Below are 21,529 nucleotides of genomic sequence, written 5' to 3' on the forward strand. Positions count from 1 at the left end.
CGCACGGCGACGGAGAGCGGTCGGTCGTCGGTCGGCCGTTCCCGAGCGCTGGGCGGGCGTCACCTGTCCGAGTAGACAGTCACCTCACGAGATCGGTGGCGGGGGCTGACCTATCGGGAGTGACGACGTGACTGTGTCCGCCTCGGCGGGCCGGGGTGACCGGCACCGCGGCTGGTACGGCCTCTCCGGCACCGCGGGCTCGCAGGACCCGGCCCTGCCGCCCCTGCCCGACGTGCCGCGGCAGCGCGGCCGTGACCGCGGCCGCCACACCTCGGGCGTCCCGGTGACCGACCTCGTGCTCCGGGGCGACACCGGCGAGCTCCCCACGACCGGGGCGATCATCACCTCGGGCGGGCGGATGCACCGTCACGCCGCACCCCTGACGATCCGTCGCGGTACCGCCGCCACCCGCGTCACCACCGCCGCCGTCCTGGTCGGCGGCACGGCGGTCGGCGTCATCGGCGCGGTCGCCGGCCCGGCCTTCCTCCCGCCGGTCGACGACTCCCCGGTCCACTCCCCCTTCGGCCCGGACGCGGTCACCCCCGTCCCCGGCGCCCCCGGGTCCGCCGTCACCGCGGCACCCGGCTCGCTCGCGTTCGCCGCCTTCTCCACCGCCCAGAGCCTCGGGCTCAGCTCCGGCGGCCCCCTCGTCGGAGGCCCGCTCGCCGGTACGTCGTCGCTCCCCGGCGCGACCGCCGCCCCCGCTCCCGGTGTCGTGACACCGGGAGCGGGGGGTACGGCGACCACGCCCGGTGGGGCCGGAGGCGGCGGTCTGATCCCCGGTCTCCCCGGCCTGCCCGGCGGGGGCGGCTCGACCGGGGGCGGCGGCACCGGTGGCTCCGGCGGCGGCACCTCTCCCGGCGGCACGGTCCCGCTCGTCCCGATCATCGGCGGCGGCATCGTCGACACCGGCAACACCGTCAAGCCGCTCCCGGTGGTCGGACCCGTCGTCGGGGGCGTCACCGACACCGTCGGCGCGGCGACCGACACCCTGCAGCACGACGTCGTGGCCCCGGTGGGCGCGACCGCGGGCGGCGTGGTCGACACCGTCGGCTCGGTCGCCGCCCCGGTGCCGGTCGTCGGCGGCGCCACACAGGGCCTGACCAACACGCTCTCCGACGTGACCACGATCGTCACCGGCGGCGGCCCGGCGCCCTCCGGCCCGGGCGTCGCCGGCGCCACGGGCACGCTGCTGGAGGACGCCGGCACGACCGTCGCCACCGTCGCCCCGCCGCTCGCCGGCACGGTGCCGCTGACGACGAGCACCGCCTCCGCGTTCGTCGCGCGGACCGCCGAGACCGCCACCGCTCCGGTCACGGGCGCGGTCGGGGCCGTCGGGTCGGCGGCCGAGGACGTGCCCGCCGTCAGGTCGACGGTGAAGAGGACGACCGACACGGTGTCGAACACGGTGGGCACGTTGGTCAACGGCGCGTCGTCCTCCGGCTCGCAGGAGAGCTCCGCGAAGGCGAGCTCCGACGAGGGCTCGTCGTCGGGCAGCAGCTCCTCCTCCGACGAGGGATCCGGGTCGTCCGGGAGCAGCTCCTCCGACGAGGGCTCCGGCTCCGAGGAGGCCGGCAGCGGCTCGTCGTCGGGCGGCGGCGACGCGGTGTCGACCGTGACCGGCGCGGTGGGCGGCGTGCTCGGCGGCCGGTGAGCCGGAGGCGCACCGATCCGGGCCGTGACACGTCACCCGACCGTGGGACCGGACACGTCCCGCCCACTACCCTGATGCCTCACGGGGGCCGCCGGGCCCGTCGTTCTCGGGTGGAGGGAGGCCGGTGACACCTCCTCGCGTCGTCGCCGGGCGGTACCGCCTCGAGGAGCGCATCGGATCGGGCGCGATGGGCGTCGTCTGGCGCGGCACGGACGAGCGTCTCGGCCGCGTCGTCGCGATCAAGCAGGTGTTCCTCAACCAGGGTCTCGACGAGGCCGAGGCCGACGAGGTCCGCCAGCGCACCCTGCGCGAGGGCCGGATCGCGGCCCGGCTGCAGCACCCGCACGCCATCTCCGTCTTCGACGCCTCGATCGAGGGCGACGAGCCGTGGCTGGTCATGGAGTACCTGCCGTCGCGCAGCCTCTCCGCGATGCTCGCCGAGCAGGGTCCGCTCGACCCACGTCTGGTGGCCCGGATCGGGCGCCAGGTCGCCGACGCCCTCGACGCCGCCCACCAGGCCGGCATCGTGCACCGCGACGTCAAGCCGGGGAACGTCCTCATCGGCAGCGACGGCACCGTCAAGATCACCGACTTCGGCATCTCCCGCGCCACGGGCGACCTCACGCTGACCCGCACCGGCATGCTCGCCGGGACGCCCGCCTACCTGGCGCCGGAGGTCGCGCGCGGTGAGGACTCGACCTTCGCCTCGGACGTCTTCTCCCTCGGCGCCACGCTCTACGCCTCGGTGGAGGGCATCCCGCCCTTCGGCTCGGACGACAACGCGCTCGCCCTGCTGCACAACGTCGCTGCCGGCGCCGTCAACCCGCCCGTCCAGGCCGGCCCGCTGACGGCGCTGCTCATGCGTCTGCTGCGCTCCGACCCCACCGAGCGCCCGACCGCCGCCCAGGCACGCCGCGAGCTCGGCCGCATCGCCCACGCCGCCGGGTCGGCGTCGACGGCGAGCTGGGCCCGCGCCGACCTCGACGAGGCCCGCGTCCCCGACTCCCGCCGCTCCACGGAGTCCGACCCGGTCGCCTCCGGGTCGCGCGGGCGCTCCGGCGGCGCCCCCACCCCCACCTGGCGCGGGAGTCCCTTCCCCGACGCCGGGTCGGAGGATCCCGGCCCGCCCTCCGGCCCCGCCGACCGGGTCGGCGCGCCGTCCCCGCGGACGAACGGGTCGGGCCCGCGGGCGGTCGCCGCGCCGCCCGCGCGGTCGGCCGCGACCCCGCGGCGCCGCCCCACCACGGCCATCGTCATCGCCGTCCTGCTCGCCGCCGTGCTCGCCGGGGTGCTGCTCGCCGTCGCCCTGACCCGGGGGTCGACGACCGGGACGGAGGGCGCCTCGCTCGGCTCGCCCGCCTCGACCGGGGTGCCGGGCCCGACCGACGAGCGCACCCAGATGGTCGCGGCCGTACGCGACTACTACTCGATCGTCACGGCGAACCCGGGCGCCGGCTGGGCCCGGCTCGGCGCGACCATGCAGGACACCGCGGGCGGCTTCGCGGGCTACCAGAACTTCTGGTCGACGATCGCCTCCGTGCAAGTCGCCGACGCCACCGCGGTCGACGACGACACCGTCCGCGCCACCCTGGTGTTCAGCCCCCGCAGCGGGTCGACGACCCGGGAGACCCACGAACTCGGCATGTCCCGGGGCACCGGCGGTGCCTGGCTGATCAACTCCGACCGGTTCGTCTCCGGCGGCTGACGAGCCTTCCCGACGACGGGTCAGGCCGCCCCGGGCACCACCACGATCTTCCCGACGTGGGCCGAGCGGGCGAACTCCTCCTGGGCGGCGTGGATGTCGGCGAGGGCGTGCCGCGCGGCGATCCGCGGCGCGACCCGGCCCGCCACGGCGTCGGCGGCGAGCCGGGCGAAGTGCGCGGGCGTGTGCATCGACGACCCGACGAGCGCGACGTTGCGCAGGTAGAGCCGCCGCAGGTCGAACTCCACGACCGGCCCGGCCATTGCGCTGCTGGCCGACGGCGGGATCGCGGCCCCGGAGGCGCTCGCCGCCACCCTGCTGCTCCTGCACGAGGGCGCGTTCGTGGTCCTCTCCGCCGGTCAGGACCCCGACGCCGTCGGCCAGGCCCGCCGGGCCGCCCGGGCCCTGGTGCGCTCGTCAGCGGGAAGCGAACCGGCGCCGCAGCCGCAGTGAGACGTAGACCAGCCCGACCAGCACGGGGACCTCGATGAGCGGCCCGACGACCCCGGCGAGGGCCTGACCGCTCGTGGCGCCCCACGTCGCGATCGCGACCGCGATGGCGAGCTCGAAGTTGTTGCCCGCGGCGGTGAACGCCAGCGTGGTGGTCCGGCCGTAGCCGAGCCCGACGGCACGTCCGAGGGCGTACGAGCCGGCCCACATCACCGCGAAGTAGACCAGCAGCGGCAGCGCGATCCGGACGACGTCGAGGGGCCGGGAGGTGATCGCCTCGCCCTGCAGGGCGAACAGGACCACGATGGTGAACAGCAGCCCGTACAGCGCGAACGGCCCGATCCGCGGCAGGAACGTGGCCTCGTACCAGTCGCGGCCCTTCGCCCGCTCCCCGACACGGCGGGTGAGGTAGCCCGCGAGCAGCGGGACGCCCAGGAAGATCAGCACCGAGCGGACGATCGCCCACGGCGAGACGTCCAGACCCGTCGTCGGGAGCCCGAGCCAGCCGGGCAGCACCGCGAGGTAGAACCAGCCCAGCGCCCCGAAGGCGATCACCTGGAACACCGAGTTCAGTGCCACGAGGACGGCGGCGGCCTCGCGGTCCCCGCAGGCCAGGTCGTTCCAGATGACGACCATGGCGATGCAGCGGGCGAGCCCCACGACGATCAGCCCGGTGCGGTACTCGGGCAGGTCCGGAAGGAGCAGCCAGGCCAGCGCGAACATCAACGCCGGGCCGAGCAGCCAGTTGAGCACCAGCGAGGTGAGCAGCAGGCGGCGGTCGCCGGTGACGCTGTCGAGCCGGTCGTAGCGGACCTTCGCGAGCACCGGGTACATCATCACGAGCAGCCCGAGGGCGATCGGCAGCGAGACCCCGTCGACGGCGACGGCGCCGAGCGTGGCGCCGAGGCCGGGGACCAGCCGGCCGGCGAGGAGCCCGACCGCCATGGCGGCGAGGATCCACACCGGCAGGAACCGGTCGAGGGTGGAGAGCTTCCCGACGACGGACGGCTCGACCTCCGCCGGAGCGCTCACGCCTCCACCGCCGTGTCGAGGACCCCCGCGACGGAGGCCAGGAGCTCGGCCCGGGCCCGGTAGTAGATCCAGGTGCCGCGCCGCTCGCCGGCGATCAGCCCGGCCTCGCGGAGCACCTTGAGGTGGTGGGAGATCGTCGGGCCGGCGAGGTCGAACGCGCCGGTCAGGTCGCAGACGCACGCCTCGCCCCCGGCGTGGGAGGCGATGAGCGAGAGCAGTCGCAGCCGCACCGGGTCGCCCAGCGCCTTGAACACCCGCGCGAGCTCTCCCGACCGGTCGGCCGACAGCGGCTCCCGCACCAGGGGCGAGCAGCCCACGACCCCGGCGAGCTGCGCCAGCACCTGCTCCTCGTCGCGCTGTTTCGACACCTACCTATCTTGACGGTCGTCGAATCACGGGCGCAAGCTGCCGTGCCACGTCATACGCAGACCGAGGGCGACACCACCTGCTGCTACGCCCGCCAGGACAAGGTGTGGTCCACGGACCCGGGGCGGAACCGTGGGAGGTCTACACGGTGAAGGCCGACTCGCCCGGGTACGGCCACGACGGCGTCGTGGCCGGGATGATGGTCACGCCCCGTCCGCCGGCCAGCCGGCCCGACCCAGGATCGCCGCGATGACCGGCGACTTGGCCTCGGCGTAGTAGTTCATGTCGGCCCACTCGCGGTCGGCCAGGGCCCGTTTCGCGAACTCGTAGAGCGCGCGTTCCTCCGGGACGGCACGGAGCCGGTCACGGAAGGCCAGGTACTTCCGGACCTCGACGTGATCGCGCGGACAGCAGTGCAGGTCGACCGCGCGGGCCACGGACCAGGAGCTTCGCCAACGCCTCGTCGTCCAGAGGTTCCCGCACGGGCCGCCGCCTCTCGCCGTCGTCGGAGCCACGACCCTCCCAGCCTTCGCCACCCGTCGTCGGGAACATGGGGAACGACGCCAGGTCGGTCACCTCGATGGGCGTCGTCACATCTACGCCTTCCCGGAACACCCCGGGCGAAAGCGGACTTGTCGTGCGAGGACCCCCGGAGCAGTGGGCCCCCGATCGCCCCACCCCGGAAGGCCCCCATGACCTCTCCCTCCCGCCGCGAGCGTCCCGCCACCTCCGAGGAGGCGCCTCCGAGCCGGCTGCGGATCGCCCTGGTCCTCGGAGCGCTCATCGCGCTCGGGCCCCTGACGATCGACATGTACCTCCCGGCGCTGCCGACGATCACCGCGCAGCTGGAGACGACGCAGGCCGCGGTGCAGCTGACGCTCACCGGCACCCTGGTCGGGCTCGCCGCGGGCCAGCTGCTCATCGGCCCGCTCTCCGACGCCGTCGGGCGACGCCGCCCCCTCCTGGTCGGGACCGCGCTGCACGTCCTCGCCTCGCTCGCCATCGTCGTGGCGCCGAACGTCGCGGTGCTCGGCGTGCTGCGGGTGCTGCAGGGCCTCGGTGCCGCGGCCGGCGCTGTGGTCGCCCTCGCCGTCGTGCGTGACCTGTTCACCGGCCGCCCGGCGGCGACGCTGCTCTCGCGGCTCTTCCTCGTCATGGGCGTCGCCCCCGTCCTCGCCCCGACCCTGGGCGGTGAGCTGCTGCGCGTCACCTCCTGGCGGGGCGTGTTCGCGGTGCTCGCGGTCTACGGGGCGGTGCTGGTGCCAGTCGTCTGGCGCTCCCTGCCCGAGACGCTGCCTCCGTCGCGGCGCAGTCGCCCCGGGGTCCGGACGACGCTGCGCACCTACCGCGGGCTGCTGCGCGACCGTGCCTTCGTGGGACTGGTCCTCGTCGCCGGGCTCGCGATGGCCGGGCTGTTCAGCTACGTCTCCGGCGCGACGTTCGTCTACCAGGACCAGTACGGGCTCGACGAGCAGCAGTTCGGCTTCCTGTTCGGGGCGGGCGCGGTGTTCCTCATCGCCGCCACCCAGCTCAACGCCCTGCTGCTGCGGCGCTTCGAGCCCCGGCAGATCCTGGTCGCCGCGATCGGCGCGGGCACCGTGGCGGCGTTCGTCCTCCTCGTCCTCGCGCTGGTCGGCGCCGGCCTCGTCGGCGTCGTCCTCCCGATGTGCGCGGTGCTCTTCGCGTGCGGGCTGGCCCTGCCCAACGCCCCCGCCCTCGCGCTCTCCCGCCACGGGCGGCACGCGGGCACGGCGGCGGCGCTCCTCGGGGCGGTCCAGTTCGGGGTCGGAGCGGTCGTGTCGCCGCTGGTCGGGCTGCTGGGCAACGACGCCCTCGCGCTCGGCCTCTCCGTCACGGGTGCACTCGTCCTGGCCTGCGTCGTGCTTGCGGCGGTCGTGCGCCCGTGGAGCCTGGGCGACGTCGACGCCCCCGCCCCGGCCGAGGCGGCCGCGCCGGAGCCCACCGGACCGGCCGTCACCCGCTGAGCAGCTGCTCGCGCAGGATGTCGACCTGTCCGCAGTGCTGCGCGAGCTCCCGCAGGACCTGCAGGTGGACCCAGCGGGCGGTGCGCGGGCCGCTGCGGTGACCGGTCACGACCGTGTCCAGCGGCACGGGGGCAGCAGTCGCACGGGCCCGTGCGCAGGCGTCCCGGTGGGCCGCGACGACCGAGGCGGCGGTGTCGTGGTCGGTGAGCCGGAACGACTCGTCCGGCCCCGGGACGAGACCGAGCTCGGCGCGAGGAGTGCCACCGATGCACTCCTCGAACCACACCCGCTGCATCCACGTGACGTGCTTGACCAGCCCGAGCAGCGTGGTCGCCGACGGGACGAGCCGACGACGGACCTGCTCCTCGGTGAGGCCGTCGAACGTGGCGTCGACGGCAGCCCGGTACTCCTCGATGAACGCCCCGAGCTGGGTCCGCTCGTCCTCGAGCGGCACGTCGAACGCCTGCATCACGCCTCCTCGACCGCGAACCTCCCCGCCACCCGCCGGAGCTGCCGGACCTGCTCGCGCGCATGGTCCCCCGCCGCCATCGGCCGTGTCCATCACCTCCTCCTACACGTCATCGTGTACGTGGCGTACACGGTCACGTGACCTCGGTCAGCTCCGGGAGCTCGTAGCGTCGGACCTCCCGCAGCGCGGAGAGCCCCGCCGCGATCGTCGGCTGCTCCGCCGAGCCCCGGCGCACCGCGGTGATGACATGACGGGTGGGGATCGAGGCCCCCGAGAGCGGGATGCGCCGTGTCTCGTCCAAGGCGGGCAGGTCGACCAGGCGGGGGATCAGGGCCACCCCGAAGCCGCGGGCGACGAGCGCGGCACCGGTGTCCCAGGTGTCGGAGTGGTGCTCGACCGCAGGGTCGAAGCCCGCGCCGGTGCAGGCCAGGGTGACGAGCTGGTGGTAGGCGCGGCCCGGTGACCCCATCACCCAGGCGTCGCCGGCGAGCTCGTCGAGGGCGACCGCGCTCCGCGACGCAAGGGGGTGGTCCGGGCCGACGAGGACGTCGAGCGGCTCCTGGTAGAGCGGATTCTGCTCGAAGGCGGGGTCCGTGCGGGGCGGGATGCTCGGGGTGGCCACGACGACGGCGATGTCGGTCTCGTCGGTGGCGAGCAGTTCGAAGGCCCGGGCCGGCTCGATCTCGCGCAACCGGACGCGCAGTCCCGGATGCCGGTCGCGCAGCAGCGTGAGGGCCCGCGGTGCGACGACGGCGGCCGCGGTGGAGAAGCCGGCGAGGTGCAGCGTCCCGGTCAGCTCGGTGCGGTCCTGGTGGGCGGCGAGGTCGGCCTGCGCCCGCTCCCACTGGGCGGTGAGCGCGGCCGCGTGCTCGAGCAGCGTGTGCGCCCCGGCCGTCAGCCGGACGGTGCGGCCCGTCGGCTGGAGCAGGACGACGTCGAGTTCGCGCGCGAGCGCCTGCATCTGGTGCGAGACCGCCGAGGGGGTCAGCCGGCACACCTCGGCCGCCTTCGTCACGGTGCCGTGGCGGGCGATCGCCTGGAGCACCTTCAGGCGCCGGTCGATCATGTACCGATCGTACAAGGTCAGCTGTACGAAGCTTCGATGGACGCCAGCAGTTGATCTCTTCACACTCGGTGGGGCACCCCCGGGCTCCCGGCGCCGTAGCCCGGTGGTCGTGCCGTCACACGAGCCGAGTCGTCCCTTCTCGGAAGATGAAGCAGGAGTCCGTCATGGACACGTATCGCGCCGTCGTCGTCGGGTGTGGCGGGCTGGGCTCCGCCGCTCTGTACCGCCTCGCCACCGAGCTCGGGCCCGGCGTCCTGGGCCTCGAGCAGTTCGAGCTCGGCCACTCCCGGGGCGCCTCCCAGGACCACTCGCGGATCATCCGGCTCGCCCAGCACCAGCCCCAGTACGCCGCGCTCGCCTCGGCCGCCTACAAGGCCTGGGACGAGGTCGAGGGCGAGTCGTTGCAGCAGATCGTGACCCGCACCGGCGGCCTCGTCATCGAGGACCGGGCCGCACGGCGGGGCGCGGCGACCGGCAGCCGCAACATCGAGGGCTACACCGCGATGTTCGACCGCTTCGGCTACGCCTACGAGCTCCTCGACGCCGACGAGCTGGTCGCCCGCTGGCCCCAGTTCTCCGTCTCCGGGGACGTGCAGGCGCTCTACCAGCCCGAGTCCGGGATCGTCGACGCCGCCCGCGCCAACGCGGTCCACCTCGCGCTCGCCCGCGCCCACGGCGCCGAGGTCCGGTCGCACTCCCCGGTGCGCTGGATCCGGCCCGACGGCGACGGCGTCCTCGTGGTGACCGACACCGACACCGTCCGCGCGGACCGGGTGGTCGTGGCCGCCGACGCCTGGACCAACCAGGTGCTCGCCGACACCGGGCTGCAGCTGCCGCTGACGGTGCTGCGCGAGCAGGTCACCTACTACTCCACGCCGCACCTCGCCGAGTTCGCGCCGTCGCGGTTCCCGGTGTTCATGTGGCACGGCGCCCACAACTTCTACGGCTTCCCCGTCTACGGCGAGGTCGCCACGAAGCTCGGCCAGCACATGGGCGGCGAGGAGACCACGGCCGACACCCGCTCCTTCGTCCCGGACGACGTGCGGCGCGAGCGCTACGCCGACTTCCTGGCGAACCACGTGCCCCGGTTCGGAGGCCCGGAGCTCTACTCGAAGACCTGCCTCTACACGGTGCCGCCGGACCAGAACTTCATCCTCGACCGGCTGCCCGAGCACCCGCAGATCGTGGTCGCGAACGGCGCCGGGCACGCCTACAAGTTCGCCGCCCTGATCGGGTCACTGCTCGCCGACCTCGCCCTCGACCGGGCACCGGCGCACCCGATCGACGCGTTCGCGCTCGACCGCCCGGCCCTGACCGACCCGACCTTCCCGCGCAGCTTCCATGTCTGAGCCCTGGTTCGTCACCGAACGTGCCGCCGTCCCGACCCGCACCCCGCACCCGCCGCCGGAGGGAGTCCCCGCGATGACCGGGACCGTCGACCGCCCCACCGACCCGTACGCCGCTCTCCCGGCGCGGCCGGTCGACCCGGCCCGCTTCACCGAGGAGGAGCTCTATGCCCGGACCCGGCTCCCCGTGGATCTCGCCTCGACCCTGGTCCCGGACGCCTACTGCTCGCCGGAGTTCTTCGCGCTGGAACAGGACAGGGTGTTCGCCTCCAGCTGGGTCGCGGTCGGCCTGGTCGGGGACGTGGACCGGCCGGGTCGCTGCATCGTCGTCGAGGTCGCCGGACGCTCGATCCTCATCACCCGCAACCGCCACGGCGAGCTGCGCGGCTTCCACAACCTGTGCCGCCACCGCGCGACGAAGCTGCTCGACGCCGACACCCGGGAGGTCGGCCACCGCAACCGCATCCGCTGCCCGTACCACAACTGGACCTACGACACCGACGGCGCGTGCCTGGGCACCCCGCTGTTCGAGGGCTCCGACGTCCCGGCCGGCGAGGAAGCCGTCTTCGACCAGATGGCCAGGGGCTTCGACCGGACCGACTACGGCCTGCTCCCGGTGTCGGTCGACAGCTGGGGCTTCTTCCTCTTCGTCAACCTCTCGCCCGACCCGCAGCCGCTGACGACGGCCCTGGGGGACCTGCCCGAGCGGTTCGCCGACCACCGCCTCGGCGACTGGTCCGCGCAGCGCCGCCTCACCTACGACGTCGCCGCGAACTACAAGCTCGTCGGCGAGAACTTCATGGAGTACTACCACCTGCCCTGGGTCCACCCCGAGCTCAACCAGGTCTCCAAGTTCTCCGACCACTACCGCTGGCAGGGCCCCGGGCTCTACACCGGCATGTGCACCACCCCGGTCTCGGGCAACACCGAGGCCGGCGGCTGGGACGGGCTCTCGCCCCTGAGCACGCTCGGGCCGCAGGACGCCGACGCCGGCCGCTTCGTGTGGCTCTTCCCCTCCACGGCGCTGGTCGTGCTGCCCAACCACGCCTTCGTCCTGTTCAACCGGCCCGTCGCCGCGAACCGCACCGTCGAGACCGCGGTCCTGCTCACCCACCCCGAGTCGGCGGACGACCCGGGCGCCGAGGCCGGGATCGAGCAGCTCGCGAAGTTCTGGGACCTGGTCAACCGCCAGGACCTCGAGATCGTCGAGCGGGTGCAGGAAGGGCTGGAGAACCCCGCCTACCGCGGCGGCCGGATGTGCTTCCGCTTCGAGGAGCCGATCCACCGGTTCCAGAACATGGTCATCGACCGGATGGTCGGCCTCGACCGGGTCCCCGACGGCGACTCGCTCGACGACGGCGACACCATGACGCGGATGTTCCCGGACCCGTGACCGCCACCCGCGTGCCGGTCACGCTCCCCGACGTCCACCAGGCCCTCGACGGGCGCACGCTGCCCGTCGAGGACCCCTCGACCGAGCTGACCGTCGCGCACGTCGCGCGGGGCGGGGCCGCCGAGGTCGACCGGGCGGTCGCCGCCGCCCGGGGTGCGACCCGCGCGATGCGCGACACCCCGCCCCTGGAACGCGGTCGCGCGCTGCGACGGCTGGCCGCCGAGGTCGACGCGGCCGCCGAGGAACTCGCCCACCTGGAGTCGCTCGACACCGGCAAGCCGCTCTCCCTGGCCCGCGGCGAGGTCGCCGGCTGCGTCGGCTACCTCGACTACTACGCCGGCGCCGCCACGAGCCTGCAGGGCGACACGATCCCGCTCGGCCCGGGTTCGCTGGCGTACACGGTGCCCGAGCCGGTCGGGGTGAGCGCACACGTCGTCCCGTGGAACGCGCCCTTGTCCATGCTCTGCCGCAGTGTGGCGCCCGCTCTCGCCGCCGGGAACTGCGCCGTCGTCAAACCGGCCGAGCAGACCCCGCTCACCGCTCTCCGCCTCGCCGGGCTCGTCGAGGCCGCAGGCTTCCCCTCCGGCGCCTACGAGGTCGTGACCGGGCTCGGCGCGGAGGCCGGGGCCGCCCTGGCGGCGCACGCCGGAATCGGGTCCCTGACCTTCACCGGCTCGGTCGCCACCGGCCGGGCGGTCCTGCGGGCGGCGGCCGAGCACGTCACCCCGGTCGTCACCGAACTCGGCGGCAAGAGCCCGCAGATCGTCTTCGCCGACGCCGAGCTCGACGACGTCGCCCGCCAGGTCGTCACCGGGTTCACCGCCAACTCCGGGCAGTACTGCGACGCGGGCTCCCGGCTGCTGGTCGACCGTGCCGTCGCCGCCGAGCTCGTCGAGCGCATCCGGGCCCGGGCCGGCGCCCTGACCCTGGGGGCCGGCGCCGACGACCCCGACCTCGGGCCGATGGTCTCCGCCGCCCACCGGCGGCGGGTCGACGACTACGTCGCCCTCGGTCGCGCCGAGGGCGCTGACGCCCCCACCCCGCCGCAGCCCCTGCCCGCCGCCGGGCACTTCGTGGCACCCACGGTCTTCACGGGCGTCGGGCCGGCCATGCGGATCGCCCGCGAGGAGATCTTCGGCCCGGTCCTGGCGGTGCTGGAGTTCGACACCGAGGACCAGGCGCTCGACCTGGCCGACGCGACGGACTACGGCCTCGGGGTCGGCATCCACACCGCCGACGTCGACCGTGCCCTGCGCATCGCCGACCGCGTCGACGCGGGCTACGTCATGGTCAACGACTACTTCGCCGGCGGACCCGCGGTCCCCTTCGGCGGCACCAAACTCTCCGGCACCGGACGCGAACGCGGCCTGGTCGCGCTGGAGAGCTACCTGACCCGCAAGACCGTCGTCGTCCGGAGGGCCCCGTGCACCTGATCGTCCGCGACCGCCGCGACGAGGCCGACGGCGTCGTCTCGCTGGCCCTGGCCCACCCCGGTGGCCACGACCTCCCCGCCTGGTCGCCGGGGGCGCACGTCGACGTCACCGTGGACGACGGCGTCGTCCGCCAGTACTCGCTGTCCTCCGACCCGACGGACCGCACCACGTGGCGGCTCGGGGTGCTGCGCGAACCCGCCGGGCGAGGCGGGTCCGAGTACGTCTGCACCAAGCTGGACGTCGGCGACCTCGTCGAGGTCTCCGAACCCCGCAACCACTTCGACCTCGTCCCCGCCGCCCGCTACCGGTTCGTCGCCGGCGGCATCGGGATCACCCCGATCCTCGCGATGATCGCCCACGCCCGCACCGCCGGCGCCGACTGGTCCCTGCTCTACGGCGGACGCACCCGGTCCTCCATGGCCTTCCTCGACGAGCTCGCCGGGTACGGCGACCGGGTCACCGTCGTCCCCCAGGACGAGCACGGGCTCCTCCCGCTCGCCGACCACCTCGCCGAGGTCCACCCGGACACGCTGATCTACGCCTGCGGCCCGGAACCGCTCCTGACCGCCGTCGAGCACCACTCCGCGCACTGGCCCACGGGCAGCCTGCACCTCGAACGCTTCACCCCCCGGGTCCTCGGGGGCGGCGGGCCCGACGAGGCCTTCGAGGTCGAGTTCGCGGCGTCCGGTCTCACCGCGACCGTCCCCGCCGAGGCCTCCATCCTCGACATCGCCGAGGGACTCGGCCTCCCCGTCGACTTCTCCTGCCGCGAGGGCACCTGCGGCAGCTGCGAGACCCCGATCCTCGGCGGCCGCGCCGAGCACCGCGACTCCGTGCTCGACGAGGCCGAACGGGCGGAGAACACCTGCCTGATGATCTGCGTGTCCCGCGCGGAACGGGGCTACCCGACGCTCCGACTGGAGCTCTAGATGAAGATCGACCGCATCCACGTCCATCAGGCCCTGCTCCCGGTGGTCGGCGAGCCCTACCGCATGTCCCACACGACGGTGCACGAGCTCGACAGCACGCTGGTGGAGATCGTCACCGACGACGGACGGCACGGCTGGGGCGAGACCTGCCCGCTCGGGCCGGTCTACCAGCCCCATCACGCCCTCGGCGCCCGCGCCGCCCTCGAACAGATCGCCCCCGGCCTCGTCGGGACGGAGATCGACTCACCCCGGCGTCTCGCGCGGCGGATGGACGAGTTGCTCGCGGGGCACGGCTACGCCAAGGCCGCCCTCGACACCGCCGTGCTCGACCTCCTCGGCCAGGAGCTCGGCGTCCCGGTCTCCACGCTGCTCGGCGGCGCCCTGGTCGACCGCGTACCCGCCTACTACTCGGTGATCGTCGGCAGCCCCGAGGACAGCGCCGTCAGCGCCGCCGCCGCCGTCGACGCCGGCTACCCCCGCGTGCAGGTGAAGATCGGCGGGCGGGACCTGGCGCAGGACGTGGAGACCGTGCACCGCGTGTGGGAGGCCGTCGGACACCGGGCGCGGCTCGCCGTCGACGCCAACCGCGCGATGACCGTGGCCCACGCCGTGCAGTTCGACCGGCTCACCGCCGGCGTCCCCTTCGTCCTCGAACAACCGTGCAACACCCTCGCCGAGATGGCGCTGCTGCGCGGGCGGCTGGCCCATCCCGTCGCGCTGGACGAGAACACCGAGGACGTCGACACCGTGCTGCGGGCGATCTCCGAAGGCCTCGCCGACGCGTTCTCCTTCAAGGTGACCCGGCTGGGCGGCCCGACGCGGGCGGCGCAGGCCCGCGACCTGTGCGCCCTGCGCTCCCTGCCCCACACCGTCGACGACGCCTGGGGCGGCTCGGTGATCGCCGCCGCGTGCCTGCACCTCGCCGCCACCGTCGAGCCGCGTCTGCTCGAGGGCGTCTGGATCGCGCAGGACTACATCGACGGGCACCACGACCCGGAGCGACCCGTCGTCGTGCGGGACGGACACCTCGCGGTGCCGCAGGGACCGGGACTCGGCGTCGCACCGGACCCCGCCTCCCTCACCCGTCGCGTCGCGACCTACTCCTGACCGGGCCGGGCTACACCAACCGACGGTCGCTCGCCCACCGCGAGAGCTCGTGCCGGTTCGACGACTGCGTCTTGCGCAGCACGCTCGACACGTGGGTCTCGACGGTCTTCACGGAGATGACCAGCTCGGCCGCGATCTCCTTGTAGGCGTAGCCGCGGGCGAGCAGGCGCAGCACGTCCCGCTCGCGGCGGGTGAGCTGGTCGACCTCCGGGTCGACCGGCGGTGCGGCCCCGGGGCGGTCGGCGAAGGCGTCGAGCACGAAGCCCGCGAGACGCGGCGAGAACACCGGGTCGCCGGCCTTGACCCGCACCACGGCGTCCGCGAGGTCGCGGCCCGAGATGGTCTTCGTGACGTAGCCCCGGGCACCCGCCCGGATCACGGAGATGACGTCCTCGGCCGCGTCGGACACCGACAACGCCAGGAACACCACCTCGGGGTACTCGGTGCGGGTCCGGGCGAGGACCGCCGCGCCCCCGCCGTCGGGCATGTGCACGTCGAGCAGCACCACGTCGGGGCGGTAGTGCCCGATGCCCGCGACCGCCTCACCCACGGAGCCGGCCTCGCCGACCACCGTCACCCCGCGGGCCCCCGGGCCCTCCAGCTCGGCGCGGACCCCGCGCCGGAACAGGGCGTGGTCGTCGACGATGAAGACGCGTGCCTCGTCAGCCAACTCAGGCCACCCCACTCGGTTGTTCGGTCCGGGGCATCGTCAGCCCCACCTCGGTGCCCTCGCCCAGCGCGGTCCGCAGCCGCACCGTCCCGCCGTGCCGCTCCACCCGGGCCCGGATGGAGTCGGCGAGCCCGTGCCGGTCGTCGGGCACGTCGTCGGGCTCGAAGCCCTTGCCGCGGTCGCGGACGAAGACGCTCACGGTCCCGTCCTCGCACTCGGCGTACACGCTGACCTCGTCGACGCCGGCGTGCTTGGCCGCGTTCGTCATCGCCTCGCGGGCCGCCGCGACGAGCGCTGCGGTCCGCACGTCGTACGCGGCCTCCCCGACGATCACCGGCGCCACCGACACCGCGAACCCGTCCTCGACCGCCCCCGCGGCCGCGCGCAGCGCCGCCCCGAAGCACGTCGCCTCGGCGACGGTCTCGTCGTCGGGGGACTCGCGGTAGAGCCAGTCCCGCAGCTCCCGTTCCTGACGACGGGCGAGGCGCCGGACCTCCCGCGCGGTCTCGTCCCCCGCCGCCTCGGTGTGCCGCTGGATCAGCGCGAGGGTCTGCAGCACCGAGTCGTGCAGGTGTGCGGCGATCTCGGCGCGCTCCTCGCTGCGGATGCGCTCGCGCCGTTCCTCGGTGAGCTCGCGGGCCAGCCGCATCCACCACGGGACGGTCAGCACGACCACCCCGACCAGCGTCGCGGTCGCCGCGAGCAGCCCGAACCGGATCGCGCCGACGTCGGTGCTCGTGACGAGGAAGGCGCCGATCCCGCCCGCCACGAGCAGGGCCCCGAGGACCGCGCGGACGATGCCGCCCCGCCCGGACACGATCCGCATCCGGCCGGCGCGCCGCGACGCCCCGGAGCCGTCGGCCTCGCGCCACACCACGGCGGCACCGACCAACGCGATCCCGAGCGGTCCGAGGATCCAGCCGGAGATCTGGTCGCCGACCGCCGAGAGCACCAGCCCGAGGGCGAGTCCGAGGGCGACCAGGCCGTAGCCGCGCACGCGGTCGCGGTCGTCGACCTGCCGCTCGATGCCCGCCGGCTCCATCGGGCAGCAGATCCACAGCGCGCCGTACGCCAGCACCCCGGCCCCGCCGAGCGCGCACAGCAGCGTGAACACCACGCGCACCCGCAGCACCGGCACGTCGAGGTGCTCGGCGACCCCGCCCGCGACGCCCGCGACCACGGCGCCGCGGCGGTGCCGGCGCACGCGGCGCTCGACGGCCGGCGCCGCCGGTGCTGGTTCGGTGCTGGTCACGGGAGCCATCGTCACACGGCGCGCGACCCCCGGACCTCGGGTTCCCCACTCGCGTGACCCCGAGAAATCCCGGGGTCGCTCCGGGGCGGCGACCGGGGTCGTCCCGGACGATCGGCCTCGCTCGCGGCGGCAGGCTCGGGGACCATCACCACCGGGAGCGAGAGGATGGGCCCATGAGCGGGGCTACCACCAAGGACGGGACGGACCTCGCCGCCGTCGCGCGGGGCGCGTGGGAGACCAGGCCCGCCCGCCGCCACGAGGACACGAGGATCGCCGGGGTCGCAGGTGCGATCGCCCGGCGCTACGACCTCGACCCGACACTGGTGCGGATCGCGTTCGTCGTCTGGGCGATCGTCGGCGGCGGACTCCTGCTCTACCTGCTGGGCTGGCTGGTGCTGCCCGCCGATCCGGCCGACCCGCCCCGCCGGGACCGGGCCGTCGGCCGCGGCCGGGGCGCGCCGGTGCTGGTCGTCATCGCGACGGTCGTCGTCGGGATCGCCACCATCGGCAACGCCACCGGCGGCCGCGTGGTCACGTTCGTCGCGCTGGCCCTGGCCGCGGTGACGCTCTACGTGCTGCACACCTCCCGCGCCGACCTCGGGGTGCCCGGGACGCCCGGGGTGCGGCCGGCCGTCGCCGTCGACCTCGGGGCGCCGGTGGAGTGGGACGCGCTGGGTGCCGACCCGAAGGCGTGGGCCTACCCCGCGCCGGAGCCGGCACCGACCCGACGTCGGGACCGGGACACCGCGGCGCGGGAGCCGCGCCGCCGCGGGGTGCTGACCCCGGTGACCCTCGCGCTGGCGCTGGTCGCCGCGGGCCTCGCCGCGGTCGGGCTGCTGCTCGGCGTCCCCGGGGTGACCGGGGCGTGGATCCCGGCGGCCGCGCTCGCCGTCGTCGGGCTCGGGCTCGTCGTCGCGGGGCTGCGTGGTCGGCCGCGGCGCGGCCTCGTGTTCGTCGCGATCCCCCTCGTCCTCGCGACCGTGTTCGGCGCCTACGCCACCACCCACCCCGTCGACACCGGCGACGGGTTCGTCGGGGACCAGCGCGGGGTGGGCGACCTCGTCGCGACGCCGCTGACGGCCGCCCAGGTCCAGCCCGGCTACCGCACCGGGTTCGGCGACCTCACCCTCGACCTGTCCCGCACGGCCCCCGGCGCCCCGATCCGGACCACGGTCGAGTCGGGGGCCGGGGACATCACCGTGACCGTCCCCGCGACCGCGGACGTCACGGTGACCTGCGCCAACGGGCTCGGCGACGTCGACTGCCTCGGGCGTTCCGGCGACGACGTGACGCGCCTGGTCGACCTCGGGCCGGACGGCCCGGGCGGGCAGGTCATCGACCTCACCGTCCGCAACGGCGCGGGTGACCTGGCGGTGCGTCGTGGCTGAGTCCGGGTACGACCCGCGGGCCTGGGCGACCCCGACCGACGCGCCCACCATCCACCCGGACGCCGCGCAGCCCGGCACCACCACGTCGAGGCGCCGACGCGACCCGATCGCCCTGCTGGTCGGCCTCATCTGCCTCGTCCTCGCGGGGCTGGCGATGGCCAGCCCGGCGACGCTGGTCGCGGTGGACCCGCGCTGGGTCCTGGCGGGGGCCGCCGTCGTGATCGGGGGCGGGGCGCTGTTGTGCGCTGCGCGCAGGTGAGCACTAATCCGTGTCTGGACACGGATTTCTGCTCACCCGGCCGGAGGCCACCTTGCGGATCGACCTGCACCTGCACGACGCCGCCGTCCTGACCCTCGACGGTGACGGCCTCGGCCGTCCCGCCCGCGGACTGGCGATCCACGGCGGGCGGGTGCTCGCCGTTCTCGACGACGGGTCGCTGCCGGCCGGCTGGTCCGCGGTGCGGACCGTCGGCTGCGGCGGCGCGACGGTGGTGCCGGGCTTCGGCGACGCCCACAACCACATGGCGTGGTTCGGGCAGACGCTCGCCGAGATCGACCTGTCGGGGGCCCGGAGCCTCGACGAGGTCTACGCCCTGGTCGCGGAGCGCGCGGCGACGGTCGGGCCCGACGAGTTCGTCGTCGGCTCCGGCTACGACGACGTCGTGCTCGGCGGGTCCCCGCACCACGCGGCGCTGGACCGGGCCGCCGGCGGGCGCCCCGTCCGCCTGCAGCACCGGTCCGGCCACGTCTGCGCCGCGTCGACCGCGGCCCTGCGGCAGGCGGGCATCCTCGGCGGCACGGCGGTGGTCCCCGAGGGCGGGAAGGTGGTGCTCGACGACGCGGGCGAGCCGACCGGCGTCGTCGAGGAGGCCGCGCAGCCGCTGATCGCCGACCTCATGCGGCCCTACCCGGTCGACGACGTCGCCGCCGCCCTCGGCCGGGCGTCGCGGGTGTACGCCGAGCAGGGCCTCACCCACGTCACCGAGTGCGGCATCGCCGGCGGCTTCATGGGCCGCACCCCGCGCGAGCTCGCCGCCTACCAGGCCGCGCGGGACGCGGACCTGCTGCTCCAGCGGGTCGTGGTCATGCCGGTGGACGCCGCCCTGCACGAGGTCCCGGGTGGTGACGGCGTCGGGCTCGACCTCGGGGTGCGCACCGGCTTCGGCGACGACCGGCTCCGGCTCGGACCCATGAAGATCTTCTTCGACGGCGCCCTGAGCTCGCGCACCGCGGCGATGAGCGAGCCGTTCGGCGACCGCGACCACGCCGGCTACTACCAGGACGACCCCGAGCACATGCACGCGATGGTCGTCGGCGCCCACCTCGCGGGGTGGACGGTCGCCGCGCACGCGATCGGCGACCGCGCCGTCGCCGCCGCGCTCGACGCCTTCGCCGACGCGCAGTCGCGCCTCCCCCGCCCGACCGTCCGGCACCGGATCGAGCACGCCGGCGTCGTCACCGACGAGGGGGTCGAACGCTTCGCCGCCCTCGGGATCACGCCGGTACCCCAGGCGCGGTTCCTGGTCGAGATCGGCGACTCGATGGTCCTCGCGGTCGGCCACGCCCGCGCCGACCTGCTCTACCGGCACGCGTCGTTCCTCCGCGCCGGGGTCCGCGTCCCCGCGTCCTCCGACCGCCCCTGCGTCGGGGACGGGCACCCGCTGCGCACGATGGCCGCGATGGTGACCAGGCGCTCGTCGTCCGGTCGCCTCATCGGCCCGGAGGAGCGCGTCGACCCCGTCACGGCGCTCCGCTCGCTGACCGTCGACACCGCCTGGATCGCCGGCGACGAGGCCTCCCGCGGGGTGCTCGCGCCCGGCTTCCACGCCGACCTCGTCGTGCTCGGTGACGACATCACCGCCCTGGACCCCGACCGCATCGGCGACGTCGAGGTGGTGGCCACGATGGTGGGCGGGGAGTGGACGCACTCCCGCCTCTGACCCGACCTCCGTGGCAGGAAAGCGTCGTTGCTGTCATCCAGTGGCAGGAATTCCGCATCGTCGCAGGTCCGAGGCGACCAGACCCGTCGTCAGGGACCCGCGATGGCCGGCACGGGAGGCGCCATCGGCACCCGCGAGCGGCGGGCCGCGAGCTTCGAGAAGCCGGGGATCGCGCAGAGCACGCGCAGGACGGTCGGCGGGCCGGTGACCCCCGCGGCGTTGCGCTGCGCCGCCGCCCGCTCGGTGCGCACCTGCCGGCGCTGCTCGTTCTCGACGGCGGGTCGGCGCCGGCGCTCGAGCTCGGCCGGGTCCTGACCGGTGACGACGAGGTTGGCCAGCTCGGCGGCGTCGGCCAGCGCGAGGTTGATGCCGTTGCCGCCGACGGGACTGACCACGTGCGCGGCGTCCCCGAGCAGGACCAGGCCGGGCTGCGACCACGTCTCGACCGTCGTGATCCGGACCGGCAGCAGCGTGAGGTCGTTGACCGACCGCACCGCCTCCCGCACCCGGTCGACCAGCCACGGCAGCACCGTCCCGAGGGCGTCGACCAGCGGCTCGACCCCCGCCTCCCGCACCTCGGGGAAGGTCCCGGCCGGGATCGACCAGCCCAGCTGCCACTGCCCGGTGCCCTGGTCGAGCAGGGCGATCGTGCCGCCGGGGCGGGCGAAGAGGTCGAGACCGGACGACGGAGGGTCGTCGTCGTGCTGGTCCACCGCGGCCCACAGCAGGTCGAGGCTCGCTCCCAGCTCGGTGGCCCCGATCCCGGCCGCGGCCCGGACCTTCGACGAGCGGCCGTCGGCGCCGACGACGAGGTCGGCCGCGAGCTCGTGCGGCTCGCCGTCGACGGTGTAACGGACGCCGGTCACGCGCTCGCCGTCGCGGAGCAGGTCGCTGAAGCGGGCCCCCACCCGCACGGTCGCGCCGAACCCGATCGCGCGCTCGGCCAGCCACGGCAGGAACCGGGCCTGCGGGATGAGCGCGTAGAAGGGGAACCGCGTCGAGGCGCCCCGGTAGTCGACCAGCCGGTAGGTCCGCTCGGGGGTGTGCCAGCGGAAGGCGTCGGAGCGGGTGTGGGGCACCTCGGCGAGCAGGTCGCGCGCGAGCCCCAGGTCGTCGAGGTACTCCAGCACGCCGGGCGCCAGGGTGTCGCCGCGGAAGCGCCGCGCGAAGTCGTGCCGCGCCTCGAGCAGCGTCACCTCCATCCCGCCCCGGGCGAGCAGGTACGTCAGCAGCACCCCGCCCGGTCCACCGCCGACGACCACCACGCGCGTTCCCATGGACCCAGAATATCTCTTGATGGCCAAGATAAACCCGGATCGACGATGTGGCGTTCCTGCCACGGGATGA

The 21,529-nt window shown here is 74.8% G+C and carries 20 protein-coding genes and 1 pseudogene; 12 read left to right on the top strand and 9 right to left on the bottom strand.

The window, feature by feature from the left end:
• The first annotated feature begins 127 nt into the window (after window positions 1–127).
• On the top strand, window positions 128–1,654 hold the full coding sequence (locus QSK00_RS01665) for a hypothetical protein (RefSeq protein ID WP_285586793.1): 1,527 nt from the start codon (window positions 128–130) through the stop codon (window positions 1,652–1,654).
• A 124-nt stretch (window positions 1,655–1,778) separates the two neighbouring features.
• On the top strand, window positions 1,779–3,359 hold the full coding sequence (locus tag QSK00_RS01670; protein WP_285586795.1) for a serine/threonine-protein kinase: 1,581 nt from the start codon (window positions 1,779–1,781) through the stop codon (window positions 3,357–3,359).
• A 20-nt stretch (window positions 3,360–3,379) separates the two neighbouring features.
• Here the strand turns inward: QSK00_RS01670 and QSK00_RS01675 are convergent, their stop codons facing one another.
• The 3 genes from QSK00_RS01675 to QSK00_RS01685 form a co-directional block, all read right to left on the bottom strand.
• A complete protein-coding gene (locus tag QSK00_RS01675; protein ID WP_285586796.1) occupies window positions 3,380–3,670 on the bottom strand; it encodes an MDR/zinc-dependent alcohol dehydrogenase-like family protein in 291 nt (96 codons plus the stop codon).
• A 103-nt stretch (window positions 3,671–3,773) separates the two neighbouring features.
• Window positions 3,774–4,838, bottom strand: a complete 1,065-nt coding sequence (gene arsB / locus QSK00_RS01680; RefSeq protein WP_285586799.1) for an ACR3 family arsenite efflux transporter — start codon at window positions 4,836–4,838, stop codon at window positions 3,774–3,776.
• A complete protein-coding gene (locus QSK00_RS01685; protein WP_285586800.1) occupies window positions 4,835–5,206 on the bottom strand; it encodes an ArsR/SmtB family transcription factor in 372 nt (123 codons plus the stop codon). Before QSK00_RS01685 ends, arsB begins: the two co-directional genes overlap by 4 nt.
• Window positions 5,207–5,260: 54 nt before the next feature.
• Between QSK00_RS01685 and QSK00_RS01690 the strand changes: the two are divergent.
• Window positions 5,261–5,457, top strand: a pseudogene (locus QSK00_RS01690) (glyoxalase/bleomycin resistance/dioxygenase family protein); the annotation flags it as partial.
• Here the strand turns inward: QSK00_RS01690 and QSK00_RS01695 are convergent.
• The gene (locus tag QSK00_RS01695) at window positions 5,408–5,740 is read right to left on the bottom strand and encodes a GrpB family protein (protein WP_352231067.1); all 333 of its coding nucleotides are present in this window, start codon (window positions 5,738–5,740) and stop codon (window positions 5,408–5,410) included. The pseudogene QSK00_RS01690 and the gene QSK00_RS01695 overlap by 50 nt on opposite strands.
• A 156-nt stretch (window positions 5,741–5,896) precedes the next feature.
• On the opposite strand from QSK00_RS01695, the gene QSK00_RS01700 reads away from it, so the two are divergent.
• Window positions 5,897–7,189 (top strand): multidrug effflux MFS transporter, encoded by a 1,293-nt coding sequence (locus tag QSK00_RS01700; protein WP_285586803.1) that lies wholly within the window; start codon window positions 5,897–5,899, stop codon window positions 7,187–7,189.
• On the opposite strand, the gene QSK00_RS01705 is transcribed toward QSK00_RS01700, so the two are convergent.
• Both QSK00_RS01705 and QSK00_RS01710 read right to left on the bottom strand, forming a co-directional pair.
• Window positions 7,179–7,658 carry a DinB family protein gene (locus QSK00_RS01705; RefSeq protein ID WP_285586805.1) on the bottom strand — a complete coding sequence of 160 codons (480 nt, stop codon included), beginning with the start codon at window positions 7,656–7,658 and terminating at the stop codon, window positions 7,179–7,181. The two genes, QSK00_RS01700 and QSK00_RS01705, sit on opposite strands and share 11 nt — an antisense overlap.
• A 133-nt stretch (window positions 7,659–7,791) precedes the next feature.
• Window positions 7,792–8,724, bottom strand: a complete 933-nt coding sequence (locus QSK00_RS01710; RefSeq protein ID WP_285586806.1) for a LysR family transcriptional regulator — start codon at window positions 8,722–8,724, stop codon at window positions 7,792–7,794.
• A 164-nt stretch (window positions 8,725–8,888) separates the two neighbouring features.
• On the opposite strand from QSK00_RS01710, the gene solA reads away from it, so the two are divergent.
• From solA to QSK00_RS01735, 5 genes are read left to right on the top strand one after another with little or no spacing between them, the layout of a single operon-like run.
• A complete protein-coding gene (gene solA / locus QSK00_RS01715; RefSeq protein WP_285586808.1) occupies window positions 8,889–10,073 on the top strand; it encodes an N-methyl-L-tryptophan oxidase in 1,185 nt (394 codons plus the stop codon).
• The gene (locus tag QSK00_RS01720) at window positions 10,066–11,463 is read left to right on the top strand and encodes an aromatic ring-hydroxylating oxygenase subunit alpha (RefSeq protein ID WP_285586809.1); all 1,398 of its coding nucleotides are present in this window, start codon (window positions 10,066–10,068) and stop codon (window positions 11,461–11,463) included. Before solA ends, QSK00_RS01720 begins: the two co-directional genes overlap by 8 nt.
• Complete coding sequence (locus QSK00_RS01725; RefSeq protein ID WP_285586810.1) at window positions 11,460–12,896, top strand: aldehyde dehydrogenase family protein; 1,437 nt, start codon at window positions 11,460–11,462, stop codon at window positions 12,894–12,896. The genes QSK00_RS01720 and QSK00_RS01725 overlap by 4 nt, the downstream gene beginning before the upstream one ends.
• Window positions 12,887–13,825, top strand: coding sequence for a PDR/VanB family oxidoreductase (locus QSK00_RS01730; protein ID WP_285586812.1), 939 nt, complete (start codon window positions 12,887–12,889; stop codon window positions 13,823–13,825). The genes QSK00_RS01725 and QSK00_RS01730 overlap by 10 nt, the downstream gene beginning before the upstream one ends.
• Window positions 13,826–14,932, top strand: coding sequence for a mandelate racemase/muconate lactonizing enzyme family protein (locus tag QSK00_RS01735; protein WP_285586815.1), 1,107 nt, complete (start codon window positions 13,826–13,828; stop codon window positions 14,930–14,932). It abuts the gene before it with no gap.
• A gap of 10 nt (window positions 14,933–14,942) precedes the next feature.
• Here QSK00_RS01735 and QSK00_RS01740 read toward each other — a convergent pair whose 3' ends face one another.
• Together QSK00_RS01740 and QSK00_RS01745 are read right to left on the bottom strand one after the other, a co-directional pair.
• Complete coding sequence (locus QSK00_RS01740; RefSeq protein ID WP_285586818.1) at window positions 14,943–15,602, bottom strand: response regulator; 660 nt, start codon at window positions 15,600–15,602, stop codon at window positions 14,943–14,945.
• Window position 15,603: 1 nt separating this feature from the next.
• Window positions 15,604–16,863, bottom strand: a complete 1,260-nt coding sequence (locus QSK00_RS01745; RefSeq protein WP_502871998.1) for an ATP-binding protein — start codon at window positions 16,861–16,863, stop codon at window positions 15,604–15,606.
• Between the two features lie 164 nt (window positions 16,864–17,027).
• Here QSK00_RS01745 and QSK00_RS01750 point away from each other — a divergent pair, with 164 nt between their 5' ends.
• The 3 genes from QSK00_RS01750 to QSK00_RS01760 are packed head-to-tail and all read left to right on the top strand — an operon-like array spanning window position 17,028 to window position 20,182.
• Window positions 17,028–18,242 (top strand): PspC domain-containing protein, encoded by a 1,215-nt coding sequence (locus QSK00_RS01750; RefSeq protein ID WP_285586823.1) that lies wholly within the window; start codon window positions 17,028–17,030, stop codon window positions 18,240–18,242.
• Window positions 18,235–18,501: a hypothetical protein gene (locus QSK00_RS01755; RefSeq protein ID WP_285586825.1), complete on the top strand. Its 267-nt coding sequence runs from the start codon at window positions 18,235–18,237 to the stop codon at window positions 18,499–18,501. The genes QSK00_RS01750 and QSK00_RS01755 overlap by 8 nt, the downstream gene beginning before the upstream one ends.
• A 10-nt stretch (window positions 18,502–18,511) precedes the next feature.
• Window positions 18,512–20,182 carry an amidohydrolase gene (locus QSK00_RS01760; RefSeq protein WP_285586827.1) on the top strand — a complete coding sequence of 557 codons (1,671 nt, stop codon included), beginning with the start codon at window positions 18,512–18,514 and terminating at the stop codon, window positions 20,180–20,182.
• A gap of 89 nt (window positions 20,183–20,271) precedes the next feature.
• On the opposite strand, the gene QSK00_RS01765 is transcribed toward QSK00_RS01760, so the two are convergent.
• A complete protein-coding gene (locus tag QSK00_RS01765) occupies window positions 20,272–21,459 on the bottom strand; it encodes an FAD-dependent monooxygenase (protein WP_285586828.1) in 1,188 nt (395 codons plus the stop codon).
• Window positions 21,460–21,529: the final 70 nt, after the last annotated feature.

It is taken from the genome of Actinomycetospora sp. NBRC 106378, from assembly GCF_030269685.1.
In the GTDB taxonomy this organism is placed as follows: domain Bacteria; phylum Actinomycetota; class Actinomycetes; order Mycobacteriales; family Pseudonocardiaceae; genus Actinomycetospora.